This window comes from Puia sp. P3 (genome assembly GCF_050632245.1).
In the GTDB taxonomy this organism is placed as follows: Bacteria; Bacteroidota; Bacteroidia; order Chitinophagales; family Chitinophagaceae; genus Puia.
Genome location: NZ_CP192583.1, coordinates 1774221 through 1794915 on the forward strand (window position 1 = coordinate 1774221; position 20695 = coordinate 1794915).

A 20695-nucleotide genomic window follows, 5' to 3' on the forward strand; every position below is an offset into this window, starting at 1 on the left:
TTTTTGTATCATGACTACGGTAACTATTGACATATTAAATGAAAAAGCGCTGAGTCTTCTGCGAGACTTAGAGTTGCTCAAATTGATCCGCCTTCGCAAGCAAAAGGAGGAATCGAATGTGACTGGAATAAATTTGGTTGCCAAATACAAAGGAGCGATGACTCGCCAGCCGCTTGATGAAATCGATCAACAGTTAAAGGACCTGCGCAACGAATGGGAATAAAATATCTTTGGGACACCAATACTGCTATTTACTACCTTCAACGACAATTCCCCGCTTCCGCTGAACAATTTATGGATGGTATTCTCAAAGAATTCCAGCCGTGCATTTCCGCAATCACTGAAATCGAGCTAATGTGTTGGAAGACGGCCGACGAAAATGATTTGGCGGTCCTAAACAACTTTATTGCAGATTCGATTGTGTTCCGAACTGGATAAAGATACCAAGACGAAAACCGTTTCATTACGCAAAGGCCATAAAATTAAATTGCCAGACGCCATTATTGCGGCAACAGCCATTGTCAATGGACTTACTTTGTTGACAAGAAACGTGTCTGATTTTCAGGCTATCTCGGATTTGTCTTTTATTAATCCCTGGGATAAATAATGTTCCCCATCAAAAATGATGAAGATAATAATTGTTATGGGTCCGCCCTATTCAGGTAAAGGCACCCAATGTGAAATCATAAGCAAAGCTTTAGGTTTTGAGCACATATCAACTGGCGAACGCTGCCGTCAGGAGAAATTGAATAAAACAGAGATTGGTCAGATTATGGCAAGCTTTGAAGAAAAAGGAGATCTCGTTCCTGATGCGATTATGAAAAAACTTTTTGGTCAGATCATCGATGAAAACAAAAAGAATAAAGGGATTATTTTGGATGGTTACCCACGCACGAAAAAGCAAGTAGATGACCTGATTGAATTGACAAAAGCCAGAAATGAGAAAATTAGCCTGGTGATCAATATCGACGTACCGAAACATGAACTTTTAAAGAGAGCTGCTAAAAGGGCAGAGGTTTCCAATAGGGAGGACGATAAGGACGCTCGGAATTCATATGAAAAGAGTGCAGATTTTTGAAACATCAACCCGTCCGGCAATAGACTACATGAGGACAATACTACAAGTCATAGACGTGAGTGGGATAGGGCGTATTGATGAAATAACTCACAGAATAACTCAGAAAATCAATCTCTGAATTTCGGCGGCGCTTGTCTCCTTCTGTTATGAAAGGATATCAGTTGAATACATTTGGCTCTCGGATTCGGGAGAAAATCATCTACATAAAAAAACCTCACAGAATATTGACTGGCAATAACCTATGAGGCTCGGCGGAGAGGGAGGGATTACCTCCGCAACGCTCCGGTGATCCCGTGAGGGGGGCGTCAAACAAAATGATCAATGCCGGCACGATAGTGCCGGCATTTGTTTTCCCGGTCCGCTTTGGCGAGCAGGTAGAACTTCGTCGGGGCTGCTTCGCCACGCCCCTCCTCGTTCGTGAAGTTCGCTTCGCTCCTTCACACTCCCCGAAAAACAAATGCCCCCTGTCGGGGGCACTGATCGTTTTGTTTGCGGGCCTTACGATACAATTCTCGAATCACTTTCTTTTTGATTTAAAGCGACTTGCAAGCATAGCGGTTTGATTCCCAATTGCTTGTGGGTCGCTTTTCTATTGTATCACCCTCAAATATTTGGCACGTATGGAAAAGATGATGTGTGCGGACGCAAAGCAGCTCGATCTTGTGGACTATTTAGCCTCCCGGCCATCAACCGGCCAAGGTTAGAAACCGGGACTACTGGTATCTGTCTCCGTTACGGGAGGAAAACACCCTCCTTTAAAGTAAGCCGGACCTTGAATGTGTGGTACGATCATGGTACGGGTCAGGGCGGCGACCTGGTTGATTTCGGAACCCTTTACCATAAATGTACGGTCCGGGAACTGCTGGACCGGCTTTCCGAATACAAGCCCGGCAACTCCCTTTCTTTTCAACAGCCTTTCCTTTCCCAGCCTTTGGGGGCGGGTGAAAAGAAAGATTCCCCTGATACTAAGATCGTGATTTTGGACACCCGCCCCCTCGCGGATCGGGTCCTGGTAGACTACCTTGAAAAGCGAGGTATTCCCCCGGAAATTGCCCAACGGTCCTGCCGGGAGGTCGATTTCCGGCTCTATGGCAAACAGCAAACCGTTATCGGATTCCGCAACCGAGCCGGTGGATACGAAGCTGCGAAGCGAACACTTCAAAGGAAGCAGCGCCCCCAAAGACATATCCTTTATCGACAATTGCACCGGACAGATTGCCGTCTTTGAAGGCTTCTTTAATTACCTGTCATTCGCAACGATCAACAAGAATCAACAGGCTCCCCTGACAAATTGCCTTGTCCTTAATTCCCTGTCCTTCTTGGAAAGAAGCCGCCCCCTGATGGAGCAGTACTCCCATGTACACCTCATCTTGGATCGGGATACTGCCGGCAGGACCAACACTGCAAAGGTCCTGCAATGGGATCGGGACAAGTACATCGACAGGAGTGATTTCTACCAGGGCCGCAAGGACCTAAACGAATGGCTGATCCACCGGGATCATAGCCGAGAAGTCAGCCAGAAGATAGGAAGGCGGCTTTGAAGTTCGGGTAGCCAGCTATGTTTCGGTATAACCGAAACGCTGGCCCCCTCATGCTGGCGCATTCGGGGACCCCGTTTTTCTCATGCTGTCGCATTCAAAAAACAAGAGGAGGAAGATATGGAGGAGCAAAGAACAACCACCAAGAAGAAGGGAGGCCGCCCCAAAAAGGCCGTAAAGAAAGATCAAATCCTCGGCCGTCAAATGCAGCTTGTTTGAGCGCCGCGCTATCGAAGCCGGGGCCAAAAGTTCCCGGCTGACAGTATCCGAATATCTACGGGAAATGGCCCTGACCGGAAAAATTGACAGCAAGGAAAAAGCCCTGCCGAAAGAAGTTTTGGCCCTCACTGGAACCATCAATCACATGGCCGCGAACCTTAATCAGATCGCCAAAACACGCAACAGCGGGGAAGAACTAAACGCCCTGGAGCGGGCCACTTTAAAGGTGCAGTCCGAGGATTTAAAGGGTCTCGCCGTACAAATCAAAACCTACCTACAATGATCGGGCATGTCTCCCAAGGCGGTTCTTTTTCCCACTGTATCAGCTATTGCCTGGAAGATAAAAAAGAAGCTGACGGAAGAAATGAAACAGCAGCTTGCCCAGACGGACCATCTACAGCATAAGGACCGGGCGGAGGTCCTGGAATATAATCAATGCTTTGGCAACAAATATGAGCTGGCCGCCCAATTTGTAGATGTAATGAAACTAAGCAAGCGGGTAGAAAAACCTGTTTTACACCTTTCCCTACGGCTGGCTCCAGGCGAAACCCTTACCCGTGAACAATGGATAGAAATAGGCCGGGAGGCCGCCAAAGAGTTCGGCGTCGCGGATCATCAATATATCTGCGTCCTGCATAAAGACACCAAAGAACCGCATATCCATATCGCCGCCAACCGGGTCGGGTTCGACGGAAAGGTCGCCAGCGACAGCAATAGTTATAAAAGGATGGCCGCCCTCTGCCGGAGGTTGGAAAAACAGTACGGCCTCAAACAGGTACTTAGCCCCCGCGCCTTCCTTTCCCGCGAGGATCGGCTATTGCCCCGGCATGACAAACGGAAGGAACGGCTCCGGGAAAATATCCGGCAGACTTTAAACCAGGTAAGCCAGTTTTCCGAGTTCCAAAAGAAAATGGAGGACCTGGGCTACGAGTCATCAAAGGCCGGGGGATCTCCTTTATTGACGATAAGAAGGTAAAAATAAAAGGTAGTGAGGTCGGTTTTTCTTTAATGAGAATTGAAAAAATCTTGGCTCTCAAACAAGAGCTAACGCAAAGACAGAACGAGAGGTTATTGCGGCAGCACTTCGGCAACGGCACTACCTCAAAGGCCCCCGTCAACCGTACAACTGCAGATTCTGAAGTAAAGTGACCCGGTTGTTCTGAAGCAAAGTGTCCCACCGGTGGGTGCGTAGATGATAAAGTTAATTCGTTTTGTCTTTTCGTAGTGATTCTCCTTTCAAATCTATTTTATGGACCCTGGCTGACAATCTGTCCATGATAGCGTCGGCCAGGGTAGCGTCATTGAGGTAATCATACCATTTTTTGATCGGCAATTGGGAGGTAATGATCGTCGCTCCTTTACTGTACCGGTCTTCCAATATCTGTAAGAGGGCCAGTTTGGCGGGGTGATCAAGCTCTTGCAGACCAAAGTCGTCGAAGATCAATACCGGCATTCGGGCCAGCAAGTTTAATAGCTTGACGTAGGAGCCTTCCACTCGGGAGGTAGCCAGCGTTTCCAGAAAGCGGCTCATTGAGTAGTAGAGCGTTTTATAGCCCAGGATGCAGGCTTGTCGTCCCAGGGCGCAGGCCAGATAGCTCTTGCCGGAGCCGGTGGCGCCGGTAATCAGGACCGTTTCTCCATTGCGGATAAAAGCACCTTCGCAGAGCAGCAGCAACTGTTCCCTGGTTAGATTGCGTCCGACAGAACATTGGATCTGTTCCGGCAAGACGGCGTATCGCAGACGGGCCAGCCGCAGGAACAGCTGGGTCCGGTAATGTAGTTTCGATTGCAGTTCTGCTTCCGTCAGCATGGCCACCATTTCGTGGGCTTCCGGATGCAGGTGAACGGGTTGGCTGGTGATGGCTTCATAAGCCCTGGCCATGCCATGTAGTTTAAGCTCCTGGAGCTGATCTACCGTGTGTTGGGTGTTCATAAAAATTGATTAATTGATAAATAAATAAAGCTTGCTGATCCTGGCTGCATTGTATGTAACGGCTATCCGTAAGCATCACTTCCCCGAACATTTTCATGCTCCGGTATCTGGAAAAGATTGCCTTGAACAGTTGGCAGCTCTTCCTTATCCACGTTGTTATGCAAGATGGTGTGGATGATCCGGTAGGTATACGTACCAAAAGCAATAGCTCTTCTGCAGGCGGCTTCCAGCCGCTTGGGGCCATAGATCTTAGCCAGGCGCATAACGCCCAGGGAAGCTTGGAAGCATTGTTCGGTAAAGGTGCGTGATTGAAAAAGAGCTTCCAGGAAGGCGTGGGTATCCGGGCCGATGGTGGCTGCTTTTTTCAAAAAATCATCTTTGTTCCAGCCACGCTGCTCGTGTATTTTCTGATGGGCTTCCGGCATATGTTCTTTCAGGGTCGTCCATCCCCGTCGCTTAAAGCTCCTGCGATGTAGTGCCACTCGCTGGTGAAGATGATAAATTTCAACCGTATCGGTGTCGTAGATAACATCCAGCTGCTTGCCGATGTATTGATAGGGAACGCTATAGTGATGCCAGTCTTCTCCCAGAATGACGTGGTAGTCCTGGCATACTTTCGCCTGGACCTTGTGCTTCAACTCGTACAAGGTGGCAGGAAGTGCGGCCAGCAATGGCTTCTCCTGTGACTCGAACAATTGCCGACGGTTAAAGGTCTCTTGCCGGAAGGGTTCGTTATGATGCTGGTGAAGCTGCCCTTCAATAGCAGCATTGAGTTCAGCCAGGCTAAAGAACACCCTGTCCCGCAGCGGTGCATAGATCCGCTGGTAGACCAGTTTTACCTCATTCTCCACGTGTGGCTTATCTCTGGGCTTGCGAACGCGCGCAGCCAATAGCCCGATCCCATAGTACATGGCCCATTGTTGGATCATCTCGGTAAAAATGGGCTCATACCGGCAACTCCTTTTGACCACCTGCGCCAGGTTATCGAACTTGGCATACCGGGTGACGCCGCCGAACCATGCGACACATTTGTTCAGGCCTTTTGCCAGCCTGCGGTAAGGTGGCATCGGCCAACGCTATGGCATAACTATAACCACTGAATGGCAGCACGCAGATCAATACAGGAACAGCCTTCACTTCCCCGGTTTCCGGGTCCGTATAATGCATTTTGCCACCGGCAAAATCCAGCAGGGTCTTATCTGCCGGCTGGTGCTCAAAATGCATCGTAGCCTGTTTAATCCGCTGATGCTGCGCCAGCAGATGGCAAAACTGAGAATAAGAATAGCCCACGGGATAATCCTGCTGGTATTCCTTCCACAGCAACTGCCGGGTCACTCCCCTTCGCTTCAGCTCTTCGGCATAATACTGCATTCGGGATAGAAAATAGGCACACCGGCTGTTGATGTCCGGCGCTACCGGCGCCGCAGGCGGATACATGACCGCGCATAAAGACGGATCATCCAATGCCAGTAGCTCATCAAGCGGATAGGAAGAATGCCGGGCGATCTTCGCATATTTTCTCACTGTCCGCCGGGCAAGATGTAATTGCTTGGAAATGTTGTTCAGCGACACCTGCCGGTGCATCAACTGAAGAATGGCGCGTACCGTTTGCATCTCTTTAACTCGATTGGCCATAGCTCTGGATTTAAGTCCCAAAGCTCTGGAAGGTTAAAAATGTACGCACCCGGGTGGGTCACTTTGTGCCGGAATGTCAGCAGGATCGAGGCGCTAAGGTGGGTCACTTTCGATCAGAATTCCAAACTTTTTAGGATCGCAAAGCGGGTCCCAGGCCTCTACCGGGACACTTTGATCCAGAATCACCGGGTCACTTTAGACCAGAATATGCATACAACCGTCAATCATCTGCCCCGGTCGACAGAGAAAAGGGCTCCGGTATTCCAGACCGAAAATCAGATCGCCGCCCTCATTTCTACTCTTTTGCAACCGGTGCCACAAACAGGGGGCGGTGTTCCCTACGAGCTGACGGAGGAATATTTACGACGCAAGAGAAAACGCCCCAAGATTTCACATTAACTACTAAAATCAAAATTTATGGATACTACGAAACGGATGGAAGACCCGGATAAAAAGACCATTCAATTGGTTCTGGAAGAACATACCCAGGAGCAGGTGTACAACACCAAAGCGGTCAACGACCTGGTTGCCGCTGTCAATACCCTAACTGGAAAAGTCAAAGGATTGGAAGAAAAGCTGGACGAACCCAAGCCTATAAATGTTTCAGCCGATACCCGCCCGGTCCAGGAAATTGTCAAAAAAGGCGTCACCGATATGAAGTTCATCGTCGGGACCAAGCCGGTGCCGGTTGTAAAGAAATTTCAAATCTTGCTATTCCCGGAGCAGGATGCAAAGCTGTTCTATAAGATCGTTTTCGGGCGTTGGTTCCTTTTTTTGGTCCTGATGTTACTGATAACAAACCTCTACCAATTCTCCGTCCATTGGAGCGATAACCAAAAGGAAGTCCAGCGGGTGCAATTGAAAAATGACCGGATTATAAGAGCCTGGTTTTATCTCTACCATCATGCAGGGAAAACTGGAAAGGAAGTAATGGATACCGCTTTTAATAGAACCAATTAAACGTAAAAGTCGGCTACGTTCAATAGGGTTTCTATATCTCTCTAAGCATCGATTGGAATTTGTTTCTCAAAATTCACAAAATTTGCGGACTACGACCCCTCAACTCTTCACCTGTTTTGCTATATTTGTCAATATTTGACAAGTCAATATTAAAACGATGAAAAGTCAGTTTGGGGAGAGAATCCGAGAGCTCCGGGAAAAGCAAAATTTGTATTTGCGACAAGTTGCACCGTCATTAGATATGGACACGGCCCAACTGAGTAAAATAGAAAAGGGGCTTCGTCAATTAAAACGTGAACAGATACCGATCCTTGCCGAAATACTAAAAACCAATAGTGACGAATTAATGACACTTTGGTTAGCCGACCAGATCTATGCTGTTGTAAAAGACGAAAAGCTGGCAAACGAAGCAATGCAGGTTGCAGAGAAAAGCATTAATCTAAAAAAACGGAAGAATTAATTTATGCCGATAGAGACAGGACAAATAGTTAAGAACCTGATACCAGCAGAACCTGTAACGGTGAATCAGATTCAACCATTGGGATCAATGGTCTCCATAAAATTCACCGGTGTCAATACAAACCGCGCAAATACCAAAGTAATTTCGAAAGACGAATTTGACGCGCTTGAAATGCTCACCCAAGAAGGAACGTTCAACTTCAAAGGAGACCCAACGCGATTCGGTTTATTTGCTGAAGCAGAGCGCATCAATTCTGCCTACCAGTTCGACCCTTTGTTCGCAGTAAATTGCAGTATAGTTGATCCGTTGCCACATCAGGTAGAAGCCGTTTATAAGTTCTTATTGCCTTTGCCAAAAATCCGCTTTCTGTTAGCTGATGATACGGGTGCCGGTAAGACCATTATGACGGGATTGCTCATTAAAGAGTTAATGATGCGTGGCCTTGCCGACCGGATATTAATTGTAACTCCTGGCGGCCTTACAAAACAATGGCAAGAAGATGAAATGGGCGTAAAATTCAATATTCCTTTTACATTAGTTAACAGAAGCCTATTTTCATCAGACCCTAACGTATTTCATACAGCACAAAGGATTGTAACGTCTATTGACTTTATATCAAGAGAAGAGGTGTTAAATGTTGCCAGCAATTCTCATTGGGACCTCATAGTATTTGACGAATGCCACAAACTATCAGCTTATGACTATGGGAATAAGCAATATTTATCACTTAGGTACAAAGCTGCACAGGTTTTATCTCAGCAATGCGAGCACATATTGCTTTTAACGGCAACGCCGCATAGAGGTCGAACTGATACATTTAAGAAGTTATTACAGCTTTTAGATGAAGACATTTTTGCGACAGATGAAATTGCGTCAACGCGAATAAAAGAGCTTGAGCGTAATGGCATTAACAAGTTTTTTATTAGGAGGCTAAAAGAAGATATGAAAGACTGGCAAGGTAGCCCCCTCTTTAAAAAACCGTCATACCAAAACGGTAGCTTATCAGCTTACACAGGAGGAAAAGGAACTGTACGATGCCGTAACAAGGTATCTGACAAAGAAGAAGGAAGAAGCTTCGGAAACAAAGAATATCCATGTTTCCTGGCCTTGACGGTAATGCAACGTAGGTTAGTAAGCTCAATCTTTGCTATTAAGAATACATTAGAAAGAAGATGGAAGGCCCTACAAGGTATTGTAGACAGAAGTAAACAAAAATCCGAATCTTTGGAGCCAACGACATAAACTGGAAGGATTTGATGTTGACAATATCGAGGAATATGAAGAACTGGAAGATGATGAAAGGGATGCGCTGGAAAACATCTTATCCGACCCGCGAAAATTTAAACTATTCACTACTGCCAAGAGTTTGGCTGAAATACAACAGGAAGCCGGAGAGGTAAAGAAATTGTTTGAGATGGCTCAAACACTTTTTAACCGTAAGCAGGAGGAGAAGAAATTTCAGGAACTACAGGAATTACTTAAATCAAACGGCGTTTTAGAAAACGGCGAAAAATTGGTAATCTTTACCGAACATAAAGACACTTTACTTTACCTCGAAGAACGTCTTACTAAAAGTGGGGGCTATAAGGTGGCTACCATCCACGGAGGCAAACTGGTAGACGAACGAAGGGAAGCACAATGGGAATTTGCCAAACCCGATACTCAAATATTAATTGCTACAGATGCCGCTGGCGAGGGTATAAATTTGCAATTCTGCCGCCTGCTTATAAATTGGGATATTCCTTGGAACCCAAACCGATTAGAGCAACGGATGGGAAGAATCCACCGCTATGGCCAAAAGCAAGATGTTTTGGTATTCAACATGGTAGCAAGCAATACCAAAGAAGGTAAAGTGCTAGAAAGGCTTTTAACCAAGCTGGATATTATCCGCGAAGGTATGGGAGATGACCGTGTTTATGATGTAATACAGGATGTATTGGAAGGTGTGGGCTTGGATGATATTATTAATTCTGTATTTAATGGTAAAGAAACAAACTTAGACAGGTTTTTATCTCAGGATGACGCTACTTTAAAGCTCAGATTCACTGAGAAGATCAACCAGCAGAAAAATAAATTAGCGCATAGTACGGTTGACTACAGGGATGCAAGAACCCTAAAGGAAAACTCTGACGAGAAAAGGTTGCAACCTATATACATCCGTTTGTTTTTTGAAAAGGCATTTCAAAAACTTAGGCGGCCAATTTGCGGAGTTAAGGCAGTCTATTTTCCGCATTGATAAAATGCCTGAACCTGTTATTGCAGAACTAAAAGAAACCTACAAAATTCACTTCGATGCCATCAGGTCTATCCAATTCTGCTTCGATAAACAGATATTTCTCGATTACCAAAGCATTGGTGATTTGGGCAAGGTACATTACATCAACCCCGGCAACCCGGTTTTTGATAGCCTGGTTACTGTCGTTCGCAATTTGTATCGGGAAGACATGATTAAAGGAACTGTTCTTATTTCCCCGGATGATAAAGAAGATTACTTTGCCTTTTTTGTCAAGAGCCAGATAGTTGACAATAGAACAAGCAAAAACGACGATAGCATTACCGATGAAAAACTGGTGATGGTATATCAATCCAAAGATGGCGATTTTCATATTACATCACCTGCTAAGTTTATTGACTTGCATACCCCTACGGAGTTTACTAAGCCCATTGAGCCGCCAGCAATTGTTAGCACCAACGATGTGGTGCAATGGAGTTTTGAAAAAATAACAGTTCAGCAATTTGAAGACACTAAGGCTCACGTAAAAAAGGATTCGGCAGACCGCAAGGTATATTTAGAATCTGCCTTTACACAGGTGATAATGGACTTGCAAATCCAGGTCCAGGAACTACAAGGCAAAGTATTATTGGGCGACGGCAAAGTGCAGGAAAAGATTTTGAAAAAACAGGAGCGCATAACCGAACTGATAAATAAGAAACGGAGCCGACTGGAAAGTTTAGATCTCATGGCGCAGCTTAGTCCCAAAGCTCCAGAGGTATTAGGCTGTGCGTATGTAGTGCCACTAACCCAAGTAGAATACATAGGCCACTACGGAATGAGCCGTGACGATGAAGCCGAGGCTATAGCGATGGAGGAAGCGATGAACTATGAAATTAACGCAGGCTGGAAACCACAGGATATCAGTGCAAACAATGAAGGTTATGATATAAAAAGCATTAGCCCTGAAGAATTGAAACGATATATTGAAGTAAAAGGCCGCAGCGCAGGGGATGGCAGCATAATGCTTAGTGAAAATGAAATGAACCGGCTGGCGCAATTAGGCAATTCAGCCTGGCTGTACATCGTAATGAATTGTAAAAGCAGCCCAGAAGTGTACCGGATACAAAACCCCGCAAGAGCTCTAAAATTTGAATTAAAGGCAAAAGGGGTTCAATACTTTTTGCCAATGGCAGAATGGAGAAATAAAACTTGCTAAATGAATAATCAGAAAGAAACCATCCGAAAATTTGTTAACTATATAAATAATCCAGACCATTTAGGCGGGTTTTGGCTGCCTAACATCCAAAGACCATTTGTTTGGAGCGAAGACCAAATAGAACGATTGTACGATTCAATTCTTAGGGAGTATCCTATCGGTACATTGTTAATATGGAAAAACAAAAGCAAAATCAAACACCGCAAATTTATCGATAATTGGAAGGATGATTTGAGACTGCTTGACTTTTATGTGCCGACCAATGAAAACCCCAAAATGCTTGTACTTGATGGACAACAACGCATGCAAAGCTTGTATATAGGCTTAAAGGGAAGTTACAATGGTAATGAGCTATATTTCAATGTGGTAAGTGGTGACCTGAAAGCTCCGGATGACAGGAGGTACGAGTTTAAGTTCTCCGCTAATGCACCTCGATTTCCGTGGGTGAAATTCAGCTCTTTAGTTTTTCCGGATAAAAAGAACAAGGAGTTCAAACAAGAACTTATTCAGTTAGCTGGCCGTGATTTTACTGATAAAGAAGACGATAGAATTGACGAAAATATTGAGCTTGTCAGAAATGTCTTTTGCACACAAGACAATCTGCTTTACCAGGAAGTAGATAGTATAGACAGGCCAACCGCATATACAGAAGATGATATTGTAGAGATATTTATCAGGGCTAATTCAGGCGGCACAAAACTGGACAAGTCAGACCTGTTGTTTTCATTACTTGTATCTTCATGGGATGAAGCTAACGAAAGCATGACGCTTTTGCTGGATGAGTTAAATAATGATGGCTATGCCTTTGGGAGAGATTTTATTCTAAAAACATGCTTGACAATCTTTGATAAGGGAGCAAGCTATGAGGTAGCTAAATTTAGAGACGGAGATACTAAACAAAAAATAGAAGATAACTGGAGCGCTCTTACAAATGCGATAAAAGATGTAAAAGATTTTATTAAGGGAAGAACGTATATCCAAAGCGACAAAGCACTTTACGTCTTACCTGGCGCTTACACCGCTTATTTATTTCCGGTATCATTATCCAGACCAATGGAAACAGGCCAAAGGAATCAATGAGTACCTTGTACGCACTATGTTAGTAGGTGCATTTAGTGGCAATCCAGATAGTCTAATTGATAAGATAGTTAAGAAAATACAGGAAGAGAATGATTTTGTTATATCGAATATATATGGTGTAATTCGCGATGATGGCAGAAACTTGGAATTGAGTAAAGATGGTTTGTTAGCAATTTCATATGCAGATAGAAGGATACACCTGTTATTCAATTTATGGTACACTTTTAACTACACCCCCGCTTATATTCAAAATGAACCGCAGGTAGATCACGTTTTTCCTCAATCTATACTAAAAATTGTAAAGGATTACAATCCAGACTCAGGAAGAATGAGCCTAATGCGCTATAAACAACCGCTGCGAGATCAGTTAGCAAATATGATGTTGCTATCGAGGCAAGAAAACGGAGCCGGTGGCAAAGGCGCTACATCTGCCGAAGATTGGTTTGCGGATAAGGACCAGCAATACCTCGACCTGCATTTAATACCAAATGATCCTGAACTATGGAAACTTGAGAACTATGAAAGATTTATAGAAGAACGGAAGAAGTTAATAATTGCAAAGTTTGACTACCTGCTAATAAGATCATAATGCCCCATCCAAAGAAATTAATAGAAGTAGCAATGCCGATAAAAGAAATATCGGCTGAAAGTGTAAGAGATAAATCTATCCGGCATGGGCATATATCTACGCTGCATCTTTGGTGGGCAAGGCGGCCATTGCCCGTTTGCCGTGCCGTTGTATTTGCAAGCCTTGTACCTGACCCTTTAGATGAGAACTGTCCACAGGCTTTTCGTGATGCTGTTGAATTATTGTTAGGGAAAAGAAAACAACATAGGAGACCCTTATAGTCCATATAGGGACATTCCTTGGACATCCATATTTGATCCGATGGAGGATAATTTGCGGAATAGATTGCAAATGTTTATTGGCAAGTTTACAGAAGAGATGCAGCAGCACCTGTTACATCAAAAACCTAAACCGGGAGCTAATAACCTGTTGACCGATACCAGTCTCATAAAATGGGACTGTAAGAATAATGAAGCCATTATCAATAAAGCGCGAAAACTGATATGGGTGGCCCATAACTCTAATGGCGGTAAATCTGTGGAAATACTTCTCAAAGATTTCGACAAGGCATATAAAGCTATAACAGAGGCAGAGGAAAACCTTTACAGTATGGCTGACAGGCATATTGCTACTGAAACCGTAACGGCTAAGCAAGCTGCTCTGAATGCCACCATCGACGCATTCCTTGATAAAATGCCAAAAGTATTTGATCCTTTTGCGGGCGGCGGTGCAATACCACTTGAAGCTGCAAGGCTCGGTTGCCGGACTTTTGGTAACGATATTAACCCTGTAGCGCATATTATACAAAAAGGAAGCTTGGAATTTCCGCAGAAATACGGCAAGCCAATTATATATAGCAAAACCGAGTTTGAAAAGCTATATGGCAAAGAGGAACTGATAAAATGGTGTATAACAAATGGTAAACATGCAGATGCGAAAGACCTAAAGATAGAAATAGCCAACCGGTTATCATTTGATGTAGAGTTTTATGCAAAAAAGCTGTTGAGCGAAACGGAAAAAGAAATTGGCTATTTATATCCAACGGATAAAAAGGGCAATGAACCCATTGCTTATTATTGGGCGAGAGTTGGAACTTGTATAAATCCGAGTTGCAAAGCCGAAATACCTTTACTAAAGAGCTTTTATTTAGCTAATACCAAATCCAAACTTGTATATCTCAATCCAATAATAAAAGGGAAGTCCGTAACTTTTGAAATTAAAATAGGCAAAAGCCCAAATGAAAGTTGGCTGTACCGTGGTAATCTTCAATGTCCAGTATGCGGAAATACGACCGACGTCAATGCTTTAAAACAACAATTCTTAGACAAAAAAACTTCTGAAAGATTAATTGCGGTCATCGAAGAAGGAAAAAATTCAAAGGAATATCGACTACCTAAAAGTACAGAAATAGAGATTTTATCTAAGGTTCCAAAAATGTCGAAAGACCCAGCGAACCAATGCCTATTAAATACACTCAGGCCCTACCTGCCTGTACTTGGGGTTTTACTAAATGGAGTGATTTATTGACAGATAGGCAAAATTTACTGGTTAATTCGATTATCGGCAAGTTTTCCAAATTATCTAAATCGCTCAATTTTCAAGATAATTATGATACAGCTTTGAAATGTTATTTAGCAATTTTCATAGATAGAATAGCGGTAGCTAACACGTCTTTTGGAATATGGCATTCAGGACGAGAAACTTTAGAAAGAATAATGGGGAGGCAGGCTATATCGATGGTTTTCGACTATCCAGAATCCAATCCGTTTTGTAATTCCTCAGGCAGCGCATTAAACCAGTTGGAGTGGCTAACAAGATATGTAGAGTCAGAAGGAGAACAGCCATTTTCAACCGAGCTTAGAAATGCATCAAGTGGTGAAAAGTCGCAATTTCCTGAGAAATATCTTTCTTGTGTTGTCACTGACCCGCCTTATTATGATGCAATTGCCTACGCTGATTTGTCAGATTTCTTCTATGTATGGCTGAAACGTACTTTGGGTGAAGTTTTCCCATTGAATTTTGCCACACCTCAAACTCCCAAAACTCAAGAATGTACTGCATTAAAGCATCATCATGATGGAAATTTGGAATCAGCGAAATCTCATTTTGAAAACAAACTCCTCCAAATTTTTGATGCAATTGAGCATCAAACTTCTGATATTGTCAGTATCATGTTCGCGCATCAAAGTACAGAGGCATGGACTACTTTGTGCAATTCAATTTTAGGCGCGAGGATGAATATTACAGGAAGCTGGGCAACTGATACTGAGATGACCGGAGCACTTAAAAACTAATAAAGCATTTCTTTCAAGTTCTGTTACAGTATGTGCAAAGCCTGCCCAGCGAATTAATGCTGGAAATTTCAAAGAAGTCAAAAAGGCAATTGAAAAAAAGGTAGAATCTGAGGTGGAAAACCTGTACGCTCTTGGATTCCGTGGTGCTGATCTACTAACAGCCTGTTTTGGTCAGGCTGTTAGCGAGTTTGGTAAATATGAGAAGGTAGAAAAAGGCAGATGGCAGTGAGGTAACGGTGGCTGAACTATTAGAAATGGCCAAAGAGAGTGCTTTTAATGCATTGCTTAAGGGTTTTGAGGGCGACGACTTTACAAAATTTTATATTGGATGGTTACAACTAAATGGTTTTGCCGAAAGTGATCATGGAGAATTGAATACGTTAGTGAAAGTTGGTCTGTCTGTCGAAACAAGTCAGCTATTTAAGGAGCATATCTTAATACAAAACGGTAATAAACAAACTTTAGGAGGCTTCCAGGAACGCTTGGCTAAAAATAAAAACTTAGGAGAGCGTGCCAATAACTTACTTATAGACGAAGTACACCGGGCTATGGCCTTATATAAAGGCAGCAACCGAACTGCACTACTACAATATATTGAAAAGGTAGCGTCCCAGCCGGAAAATAGCTTCTGGCGGGTGCTCACGTCATTGTGCGAGGTACTTCCTGCTGGTAGCGAAGACCAAAAGCAAGCTCTGGGCCTGCTTACAAATAAAAGCAGTTTGATAAGAGAAAGTAAAGCGGCGCAAAGACCAGTAACGGAGCAAACAAATCTTTTCGGACAATAGACTTTAACACAACTGAAATATGCAACCTTGGTTTAAAAATGTAGGGCCACATAAAGATATTCAGGACGGACACTTAGATGAATCCATCTTTGCTGCTAACCTGGCAGAAGTAGCAGCCGGTACAGGCAGGGAAATCTACACAAGTCCTGAAATTTTTTTCAGAAAACCTATTTTACGGCAGGCTTAAAAAGCATTGCCAAACGAGTAGTACAAGGGTTGAATGGCGGTCAGGATGCAGATAACCGTGTTATCAGCTTACAGACAGGTTTTGGCGGTGGTAAAACCCACACACTGATTTCTCTTTTCCATTTGGCAAAATGGGGTAACAAGGCGATAAAAAGCGAACATACCAAAGACCTACTGGCCGCAACCGGGGAGCCCAAATTTGATACAGCGCATATAGCCGTCTTCACCAACACCACCAATGATCCGGTACAAGGCAGAAAAGTACATGGTTTTACCATTCGCACCCTTTGGGGGGAATTGGCATATCAGTTGGGCGGAGCAGCGGCTTATGAACTAATCAGGGCGAACGATGAAAAGCAGATTTCACCGAAGGGCTTATTTAAAAAGGTACTGGAGCAATGCAAACCCTGTCTGATACTCATAGATGAGTTGGCGGACTATTGCGTGAGCGCATCGGCAGTAAAAGTAGAAGCAAGCAATCTGAGCGATCAAACGGTTAGCTTCATACAGGAGCTTACAGAGGCGGTAACAGGCACGGATAATTGTGTGCTGATAGCCACACTACCGGCCAGCGCCCAGGAATTGGCAGCCTCCCCCATTTCTTCGCAAATACTTACTGCTTTAGAAAACCGCATAACCAGGGTTGGAGCAAATATGAAGCCGGTGGAGGACGATGAAATATTTGAAGTGGTAAGAAGAAGGCTTTTTGAGGATTTGGGAAGCGACGATGAAATAGAAAAGGTCATTTCGTCTTATGCCCACCTCTATCAGTCGTTGATGTCAGAGATTCCGTCTTATGCTTTAAAGACTGACTACAGGGAGAAACTAATGAAATCTTACCCGTTCCACCCGGAGTTAGTTGATATGTTCCGCCTGCGTTGGGCAAGCAACCCTTTCTTTCAAAGAACAAGAGGCGTATTGAGAATACTGGCGGCTATTGTGTCCGACCTCTGGAAAAGGCAAACATCCCTTACCGGAAGCCAATATCTAATCCATACTTCTGATGTAGTGTTATCCAATATAGAGGCACTGACCAGTCAGATCACTATTTTGAACGGAGCAAGTTGGGATTCAGTAATCGCTGCGGACGTTTCAGGTACGTCATCCAATGCGTTCAGAATAGACAACGATGTGAAGGCATTAGGTAAATACAACCTTACACAAGGCATAGCAGCGACCGTACTATTAGGCACATTTGGCAGCAAAGGACAAAACAAAGGTGTTGGCATTGATGAGATAAAGTTGTGCATGGTAAAGCCTGATGGCTTTAACCATAACGACATTAACGGAGCAATTGACAGAATGGAAGGCAATGCCCACTACCTGTATTATAGTAGCACAGGTATTAAGCGGTATTGGTTTGATACCATTCCTAACGTAAACATCCTGATAAACCAGGCAAAGGGTGACATTAAAAATCCCGACATTACTGCCGAAATACTAAGAAGGGTGACTGAGAAATCCCGCGGCGTCCAGTTGTTCAATACATTGGTAAATCCGTCTGAAGATATACCGGAACAAATGAGGCCGACACTGGTTATACTCAGCCCGAAATACCTGGCTAGTCCTATCGAAGTTAATGGAAATACAAAGCCCCTGATTGAAAAACTTGCGACTAAAAAAGGCAACAGCGAGCGAATTTATCGTAACACAATGCTGTTTCTGCTTTGTTCAGAAGTGGGCGTAGGGAAGCTGCAAGATGACATTAGGAACTACCTGGCCTGCAACAAGATCAGTTCAGAGTACAGCTCTCAATTAAACAATGAACAAAAAGCTGATATTAAGAGACGGATTGAAGAGGCAGGTAAGCAATCTGATACGTCATTGGTCTCAGCTTACTCGTTGGTAGCAAAATACTCCGTAAAGGGTGGCGTAGAAACACTGGTCATAAAGCAATTCAAAGACAGCCTCGACAACCAGATTAACAGCAATGTCATAAATGCTCTTAAAGAGGACGAATGGCTGCTGGAGTCGGTTGGACTAAGCACATTGAGAAATAATAACCTTCTGCCCACACCGGAGGAAGCTATTAAAGCAAAAGATGTTTTCGAGGCCTTCCTTCGTTTTGACGATAAACCAATGGTTACAGGCCCTGAAGCTGTTTCAAAAAGCATTCAGAAATACTGCACCAACGGGGAGTATTGCATAGCCACAGGCGACGGTAATACCTACACGAGATTCTTTTTCCAGGAGCCGGTTCCGTTTTTTGACGTAAACGACATTACCTATTGGTTAGTTGACAAAAACCTTAAACCGCAACCTCAGCAGCCCGGACAACCCGCAACTGGTGATACAGGGGAAGCTACTACACCGCTCTCACAGGTAAATGAACCGCCTGTTATGTCCGGTAATAATGGCTCCGAAGAAGCAGGTCCTGCCAAAAGATTTAAATCAATTACCGTATCCGGCAACGTACCTCTGGAGCGATACACTGAACTGTTCAACTACTTCATTACCCCATTTGCAATGAGTGGTAACAAAATAGAAATAGAAGTAAGCTTTAAAATTAAATCAAATACTGGCAGCCCCATTGACGAAAGCAAACAGCAGTATAAATCGTCAAAGGAGGCTGCAAAGCAATTGGGGTTAAGATTTGAGGAGGAGATTTGAAGGATGATATAGGTCTCAGTTAAAGCGATTCGATTTCTTGCTCAATTGCTTCAATTTGCGCCTCCGCCATCAACTGATAAATAGGTGTTTCAACACCTAAAATCTCAAATGAGATACACAAGGCGTATGGAATTTCATTTTCAAGATTTTTATCCCAGCCAGCATGTCCAATGACGGCTATATTGAAATTTTCAGAGAACTGATGAGGCCTTATAGTTGTCCAACTTTTCTGGACAAGTGGAACTGTTCCTATTTATACCGTTATCTGCCCAGGCCGGGTTTTCTCGTAAAACCCACCTAATTGCTCCGCCATCCTCACCACCCTGATCAAATTCTCCCTCTTGTTCCAAATATTCAATTGTCCGATTCCTAAAACTTTGAAACCGCTCATTGTACTTAGAGGAATGCCACTCCAGCCAAGAGCTTAAATATGAATGGGCACCCTTCCTTGTTTGTCGAGTTTTTGCCGTAAATGCCAATGTAACTTCAACCAGCAAACTAAAATTTCCCGCCTCACCTCTAAGCTCTGGCGGTATATTAATACTATATATATCAGCCTTTTTTGCGCTCAGATGGCCATTCTGAATAAACGTAATCCTTTTAGGATGGTTATTTAGGGCTCGGTCAATATTTGGGATACCATAACCATAATATCTAATATGGTCCATTGTCGGGTTGTCAATGCATTGCTCAGGAAGCCTGGCACTTTGAATAATTAAGGCTCGGTACATTTGGGCGGGTTCGGTTGGGTGTTCCGCTTGCAATCGAGATGCAATATAACTCACCTTTGGTGCGCTAAAGGAAGTCCCATAGTCCTTTCCTGTAGCCGAGGCTCCATGAAGGGTCGAATTGACTACATGAATGGAGGTTTGATCTATTGGCTTAATCTCAATGGCCGTTTTATTCCTGACTAAGTCGCCTCCATATTCTACAACGTCCGGCTTTATTGAGCCCCACATTCCTAGCCCTGTTCGAGAAAACGGAGCTATTCCATCTTTTCCACCGACGGAAACATAGTCCTCGTTTTCAAAATCTTCTTTGCCGACTGATCCTACTGTTATAGCAAACGAGCTAATCGCAGGACAGGCAATCCTGCTGCCTTCCTGATTGAGGTAATTCGGGTAGTCATTGCCTGCCGATAAATGATCATTGATGCCTAAGTTAGAAAGGTCAGCATTTTGCAGATATAGATTGCCCGCTGAAATGATAAAAATAATATCGTTTTTCATGAATTAGCTTGTCTAGAGATGCAGCCAATGGGGACATGTGAATTCCAACATAAGAACAGTCTTCCGCAACCGATAAATTATAAATCCTCGTTGGCAAATACTCAGATACAATCTGATTCATTAGAGAAGGAGATAATCGCCTATCGCTAATTTTATTTCTATTGTCTAAAATTCGGGCATTCTGAATAAAGCTATGCAATTGATACGTGCCCTCAGACGGTATTGCATTTGGGTAAAGAATCGCTCCCGCAACTTTTGTTCCGTGACCACTTCTTCTAACATGATCTGCAGTAGAGGCATCTCCTTCGACATAAGACCTTGAGTTAATGGAATCAATTGCGGGTGAAATGAACCGGTGATTTTCTTGAATACCGCTATCTATAACACAAACCTTTGCGGACGCTTCCAACGGAGCGACTATTGTCACTCCGTCTAACACACCCAAATTGCTAAGATCATTTTCTGCGATATAAGTTGGGCTAAATTGAGCTTGAAAGAGATATTGATATGTTAGCACCACATCTTTAAGCCCCCTTCCATTTATTGATACTTTAAAAAAAATGGCATCTACCCCGTTATCCCAAATATCTGTAAGTTCACCTTGATAGAAGTTTATATATGTTTCAATTTCACCCTCTCTGGCTCTCTGCCGTTCATCCCGCAACTCCCACAATTCGCGTTCATACTGT

23 protein-coding genes are annotated in these 20695 nt (G+C 43.8%); 18 read left to right on the plus strand and 5 right to left on the minus strand.

Going from position 1 to position 20695, the window contains the following annotated elements; genetic code table 11:
• Positions 1-10 precede the first annotated feature (10 nt).
• From ACQ86N_RS10705 to ACQ86N_RS10730, 6 genes are all read left to right on the plus strand, one after another.
• Positions 11-223, plus strand: coding sequence for a hypothetical protein (locus ACQ86N_RS10705; protein WP_431215142.1), 213 nt, complete (start codon positions 11-13; stop codon positions 221-223).
• Positions 224-418: 195 nt separating this feature from the next.
• Positions 419-607, plus strand: coding sequence for a PIN domain-containing protein (locus tag ACQ86N_RS10710; protein WP_431215143.1), 189 nt, complete (start codon positions 419-421; stop codon positions 605-607).
• A 15-nt stretch (positions 608-622) separates the two neighbouring features.
• Positions 623-1078, plus strand: a complete 456-nt coding sequence (locus ACQ86N_RS10715; RefSeq protein ID WP_431215144.1) for an adenylate kinase family protein — start codon at positions 623-625, stop codon at positions 1076-1078.
• 1088 nt (positions 1079-2166) lie between these two features.
• Positions 2167-2619 (plus strand): toprim domain-containing protein, encoded by a 453-nt coding sequence (locus ACQ86N_RS10720; RefSeq protein ID WP_431215145.1) that lies wholly within the window; start codon positions 2167-2169, stop codon positions 2617-2619.
• Positions 2620-2827: 208 nt separating this feature from the next.
• Positions 2828-3118, plus strand: a complete 291-nt coding sequence (locus ACQ86N_RS10725; protein WP_431215146.1) for a plasmid mobilization protein — start codon at positions 2828-2830, stop codon at positions 3116-3118.
• An 81-nt stretch (positions 3119-3199) separates the two neighbouring features.
• A complete protein-coding gene (locus tag ACQ86N_RS10730) occupies positions 3200-3811 on the plus strand; it encodes a relaxase/mobilization nuclease domain-containing protein (RefSeq protein ID WP_431215147.1) in 612 nt (203 codons plus the stop codon).
• A gap of 225 nt (positions 3812-4036) precedes the next feature.
• Here ACQ86N_RS10730 and istB read toward each other — a convergent pair whose 3' ends face one another.
• The 3 genes from istB to ACQ86N_RS10745 form a co-directional block, all read right to left on the minus strand.
• A complete protein-coding gene (istB, locus tag ACQ86N_RS10735; RefSeq protein WP_431213381.1) occupies positions 4037-4768 on the minus strand; it encodes an IS21-like element helper ATPase IstB in 732 nt (243 codons plus the stop codon).
• Positions 4769-4830: 62 nt separating this feature from the next.
• Positions 4831-5835 carry a Mu transposase domain-containing protein gene (locus tag ACQ86N_RS10740; protein WP_431215148.1) on the minus strand — a complete coding sequence of 335 codons (1005 nt, stop codon included), beginning with the start codon at positions 5833-5835 and terminating at the stop codon, positions 4831-4833.
• Positions 5750-6403, minus strand: coding sequence for a hypothetical protein (locus ACQ86N_RS10745; protein ID WP_431215149.1), 654 nt, complete (start codon positions 6401-6403; stop codon positions 5750-5752). The genes ACQ86N_RS10740 and ACQ86N_RS10745 overlap by 86 nt, the downstream gene beginning before the upstream one ends.
• Before the next feature lie 435 nt (positions 6404-6838).
• Here ACQ86N_RS10745 and ACQ86N_RS10750 point away from each other — a divergent pair, with 435 nt between their 5' ends.
• The 12 genes from ACQ86N_RS10750 to ACQ86N_RS10805 all read left to right on the plus strand — a co-directional run bounded on the left by ACQ86N_RS10750 (position 6839) and on the right by ACQ86N_RS10805 (position 18777).
• Complete coding sequence (locus tag ACQ86N_RS10750; RefSeq protein WP_431215150.1) at positions 6839-7363, plus strand: hypothetical protein; 525 nt, start codon at positions 6839-6841, stop codon at positions 7361-7363.
• A gap of 157 nt (positions 7364-7520) precedes the next feature.
• A complete protein-coding gene (locus tag ACQ86N_RS10755) occupies positions 7521-7823 on the plus strand; it encodes a helix-turn-helix domain-containing protein (protein WP_431215151.1) in 303 nt (100 codons plus the stop codon).
• Positions 7824-7826: 3 nt separating this feature from the next.
• Positions 7827-9065 (plus strand): DEAD/DEAH box helicase, encoded by a 1239-nt coding sequence (locus ACQ86N_RS10760; RefSeq protein ID WP_431215152.1) that lies wholly within the window; start codon positions 7827-7829, stop codon positions 9063-9065.
• Positions 9066-9189: 124 nt separating this feature from the next.
• Positions 9190-10059, plus strand: coding sequence for a helicase-related protein (locus ACQ86N_RS10765; protein ID WP_431215153.1), 870 nt, complete (start codon positions 9190-9192; stop codon positions 10057-10059).
• On the plus strand, positions 9992-11254 hold the full coding sequence (locus ACQ86N_RS10770; RefSeq protein ID WP_431215154.1) for a DUF3883 domain-containing protein: 1263 nt from the start codon (positions 9992-9994) through the stop codon (positions 11252-11254). Before ACQ86N_RS10765 ends, ACQ86N_RS10770 begins: the two co-directional genes overlap by 68 nt.
• Complete coding sequence (locus ACQ86N_RS10775) at positions 11255-12334, plus strand: DUF262 domain-containing protein (protein WP_431215155.1); 1080 nt, start codon at positions 11255-11257, stop codon at positions 12332-12334.
• A gap of 16 nt (positions 12335-12350) precedes the next feature.
• Positions 12351-12923, plus strand: a complete 573-nt coding sequence (locus ACQ86N_RS10780) for a GmrSD restriction endonuclease domain-containing protein (protein WP_431215156.1) — start codon at positions 12351-12353, stop codon at positions 12921-12923.
• Positions 12924-12955: 32 nt separating this feature from the next.
• A complete protein-coding gene (locus ACQ86N_RS10785; protein WP_431217356.1) occupies positions 12956-13183 on the plus strand; it encodes a DUF1156 domain-containing protein in 228 nt (75 codons plus the stop codon).
• 40 nt (positions 13184-13223) lie between these two features.
• Positions 13224-14429 (plus strand): hypothetical protein, encoded by a 1206-nt coding sequence (locus ACQ86N_RS10790; RefSeq protein WP_431215157.1) that lies wholly within the window; start codon positions 13224-13226, stop codon positions 14427-14429.
• A gap of 209 nt (positions 14430-14638) precedes the next feature.
• Positions 14639-15196, plus strand: coding sequence for a hypothetical protein (locus tag ACQ86N_RS10795; protein WP_431215158.1), 558 nt, complete (start codon positions 14639-14641; stop codon positions 15194-15196).
• Positions 15197-15432: 236 nt separating this feature from the next.
• Entirely contained in the window at positions 15433-15981 is a 549-nt protein-coding gene (locus tag ACQ86N_RS10800) for a hypothetical protein (RefSeq protein WP_431215159.1), read from the plus strand.
• 216 nt (positions 15982-16197) lie between these two features.
• Complete coding sequence (locus tag ACQ86N_RS10805) at positions 16198-18777, plus strand: ATP-binding protein (protein WP_431215160.1); 2580 nt, start codon at positions 16198-16200, stop codon at positions 18775-18777.
• 191 nt (positions 18778-18968) lie between these two features.
• Here ACQ86N_RS10805 and ACQ86N_RS10810 read toward each other — a convergent pair whose 3' ends face one another.
• Together ACQ86N_RS10810 and ACQ86N_RS10815 are read right to left on the minus strand one after the other, a co-directional pair.
• Complete coding sequence (locus ACQ86N_RS10810) at positions 18969-20006, minus strand: S8 family serine peptidase (RefSeq protein ID WP_431215161.1); 1038 nt, start codon at positions 20004-20006, stop codon at positions 18969-18971.
• Positions 19948-20670 carry a S8 family serine peptidase gene (locus tag ACQ86N_RS10815; protein WP_431215162.1) on the minus strand — a complete coding sequence of 241 codons (723 nt, stop codon included), beginning with the start codon at positions 20668-20670 and terminating at the stop codon, positions 19948-19950. Before ACQ86N_RS10815 ends, ACQ86N_RS10810 begins: the two co-directional genes overlap by 59 nt.
• Positions 20671-20695: the final 25 nt, after the last annotated feature.

Excerpts from the sequence above, each read along its gene's own strand:
- ACQ86N_RS10780 (WP_431215156.1), top strand. The coding sequence starts at position 12,351 with ATGTTAGTAGGTGCATTTAGTGGCAATCCAGATAGTCTAATTGATAAG.
- ACQ86N_RS10730 (WP_431215147.1), top strand. The coding sequence starts at position 3,200 with ATGAAACAGCAGCTTGCCCAGACGGACCATCTACAGCATAAGGACCGG.
- ACQ86N_RS10745 (WP_431215149.1), bottom strand. The coding sequence starts at position 6,403 with ATGGCCAATCGAGTTAAAGAGATGCAAACGGTACGCGCCATTCTTCAG.
- istB (WP_431213381.1), bottom strand. The coding sequence starts at position 4,768 with ATGAACACCCAACACACGGTAGATCAGCTCCAGGAGCTTAAACTACAT.
- ACQ86N_RS10790 (WP_431215157.1), top strand. The coding sequence starts at position 13,224 with ATGGAGGATAATTTGCGGAATAGATTGCAAATGTTTATTGGCAAGTTT.
- ACQ86N_RS10750 (WP_431215150.1), top strand. The coding sequence starts at position 6,839 with ATGGAAGACCCGGATAAAAAGACCATTCAATTGGTTCTGGAAGAACAT.
- ACQ86N_RS10760 (WP_431215152.1), top strand. The coding sequence starts at position 7,827 with ATGCCGATAGAGACAGGACAAATAGTTAAGAACCTGATACCAGCAGAA.
- ACQ86N_RS10795 (WP_431215158.1), top strand. The coding sequence starts at position 14,639 with ATGGTTTTCGACTATCCAGAATCCAATCCGTTTTGTAATTCCTCAGGC.
- ACQ86N_RS10785 (WP_431217356.1), top strand. The coding sequence starts at position 12,956 with ATGCCGATAAAAGAAATATCGGCTGAAAGTGTAAGAGATAAATCTATC.
- ACQ86N_RS10775 (WP_431215155.1), top strand. The coding sequence starts at position 11,255 with ATGAATAATCAGAAAGAAACCATCCGAAAATTTGTTAACTATATAAAT.
- ACQ86N_RS10810 (WP_431215161.1), bottom strand. The coding sequence starts at position 20,006 with ATGAAAAACGATATTATTTTTATCATTTCAGCGGGCAATCTATATCTG.
- ACQ86N_RS10715 (WP_431215144.1), top strand. The coding sequence starts at position 623 with ATGATGAAGATAATAATTGTTATGGGTCCGCCCTATTCAGGTAAAGGC.
- ACQ86N_RS10720 (WP_431215145.1), top strand. The coding sequence starts at position 2,167 with ATGGCAAACAGCAAACCGTTATCGGATTCCGCAACCGAGCCGGTGGAT.
- ACQ86N_RS10705 (WP_431215142.1), top strand. The coding sequence starts at position 11 with ATGACTACGGTAACTATTGACATATTAAATGAAAAAGCGCTGAGTCTT.
- ACQ86N_RS10755 (WP_431215151.1), top strand. The coding sequence starts at position 7,521 with ATGAAAAGTCAGTTTGGGGAGAGAATCCGAGAGCTCCGGGAAAAGCAA.
- ACQ86N_RS10740 (WP_431215148.1), bottom strand. The coding sequence starts at position 5,835 with ATGCCACCTTACCGCAGGCTGGCAAAAGGCCTGAACAAATGTGTCGCA.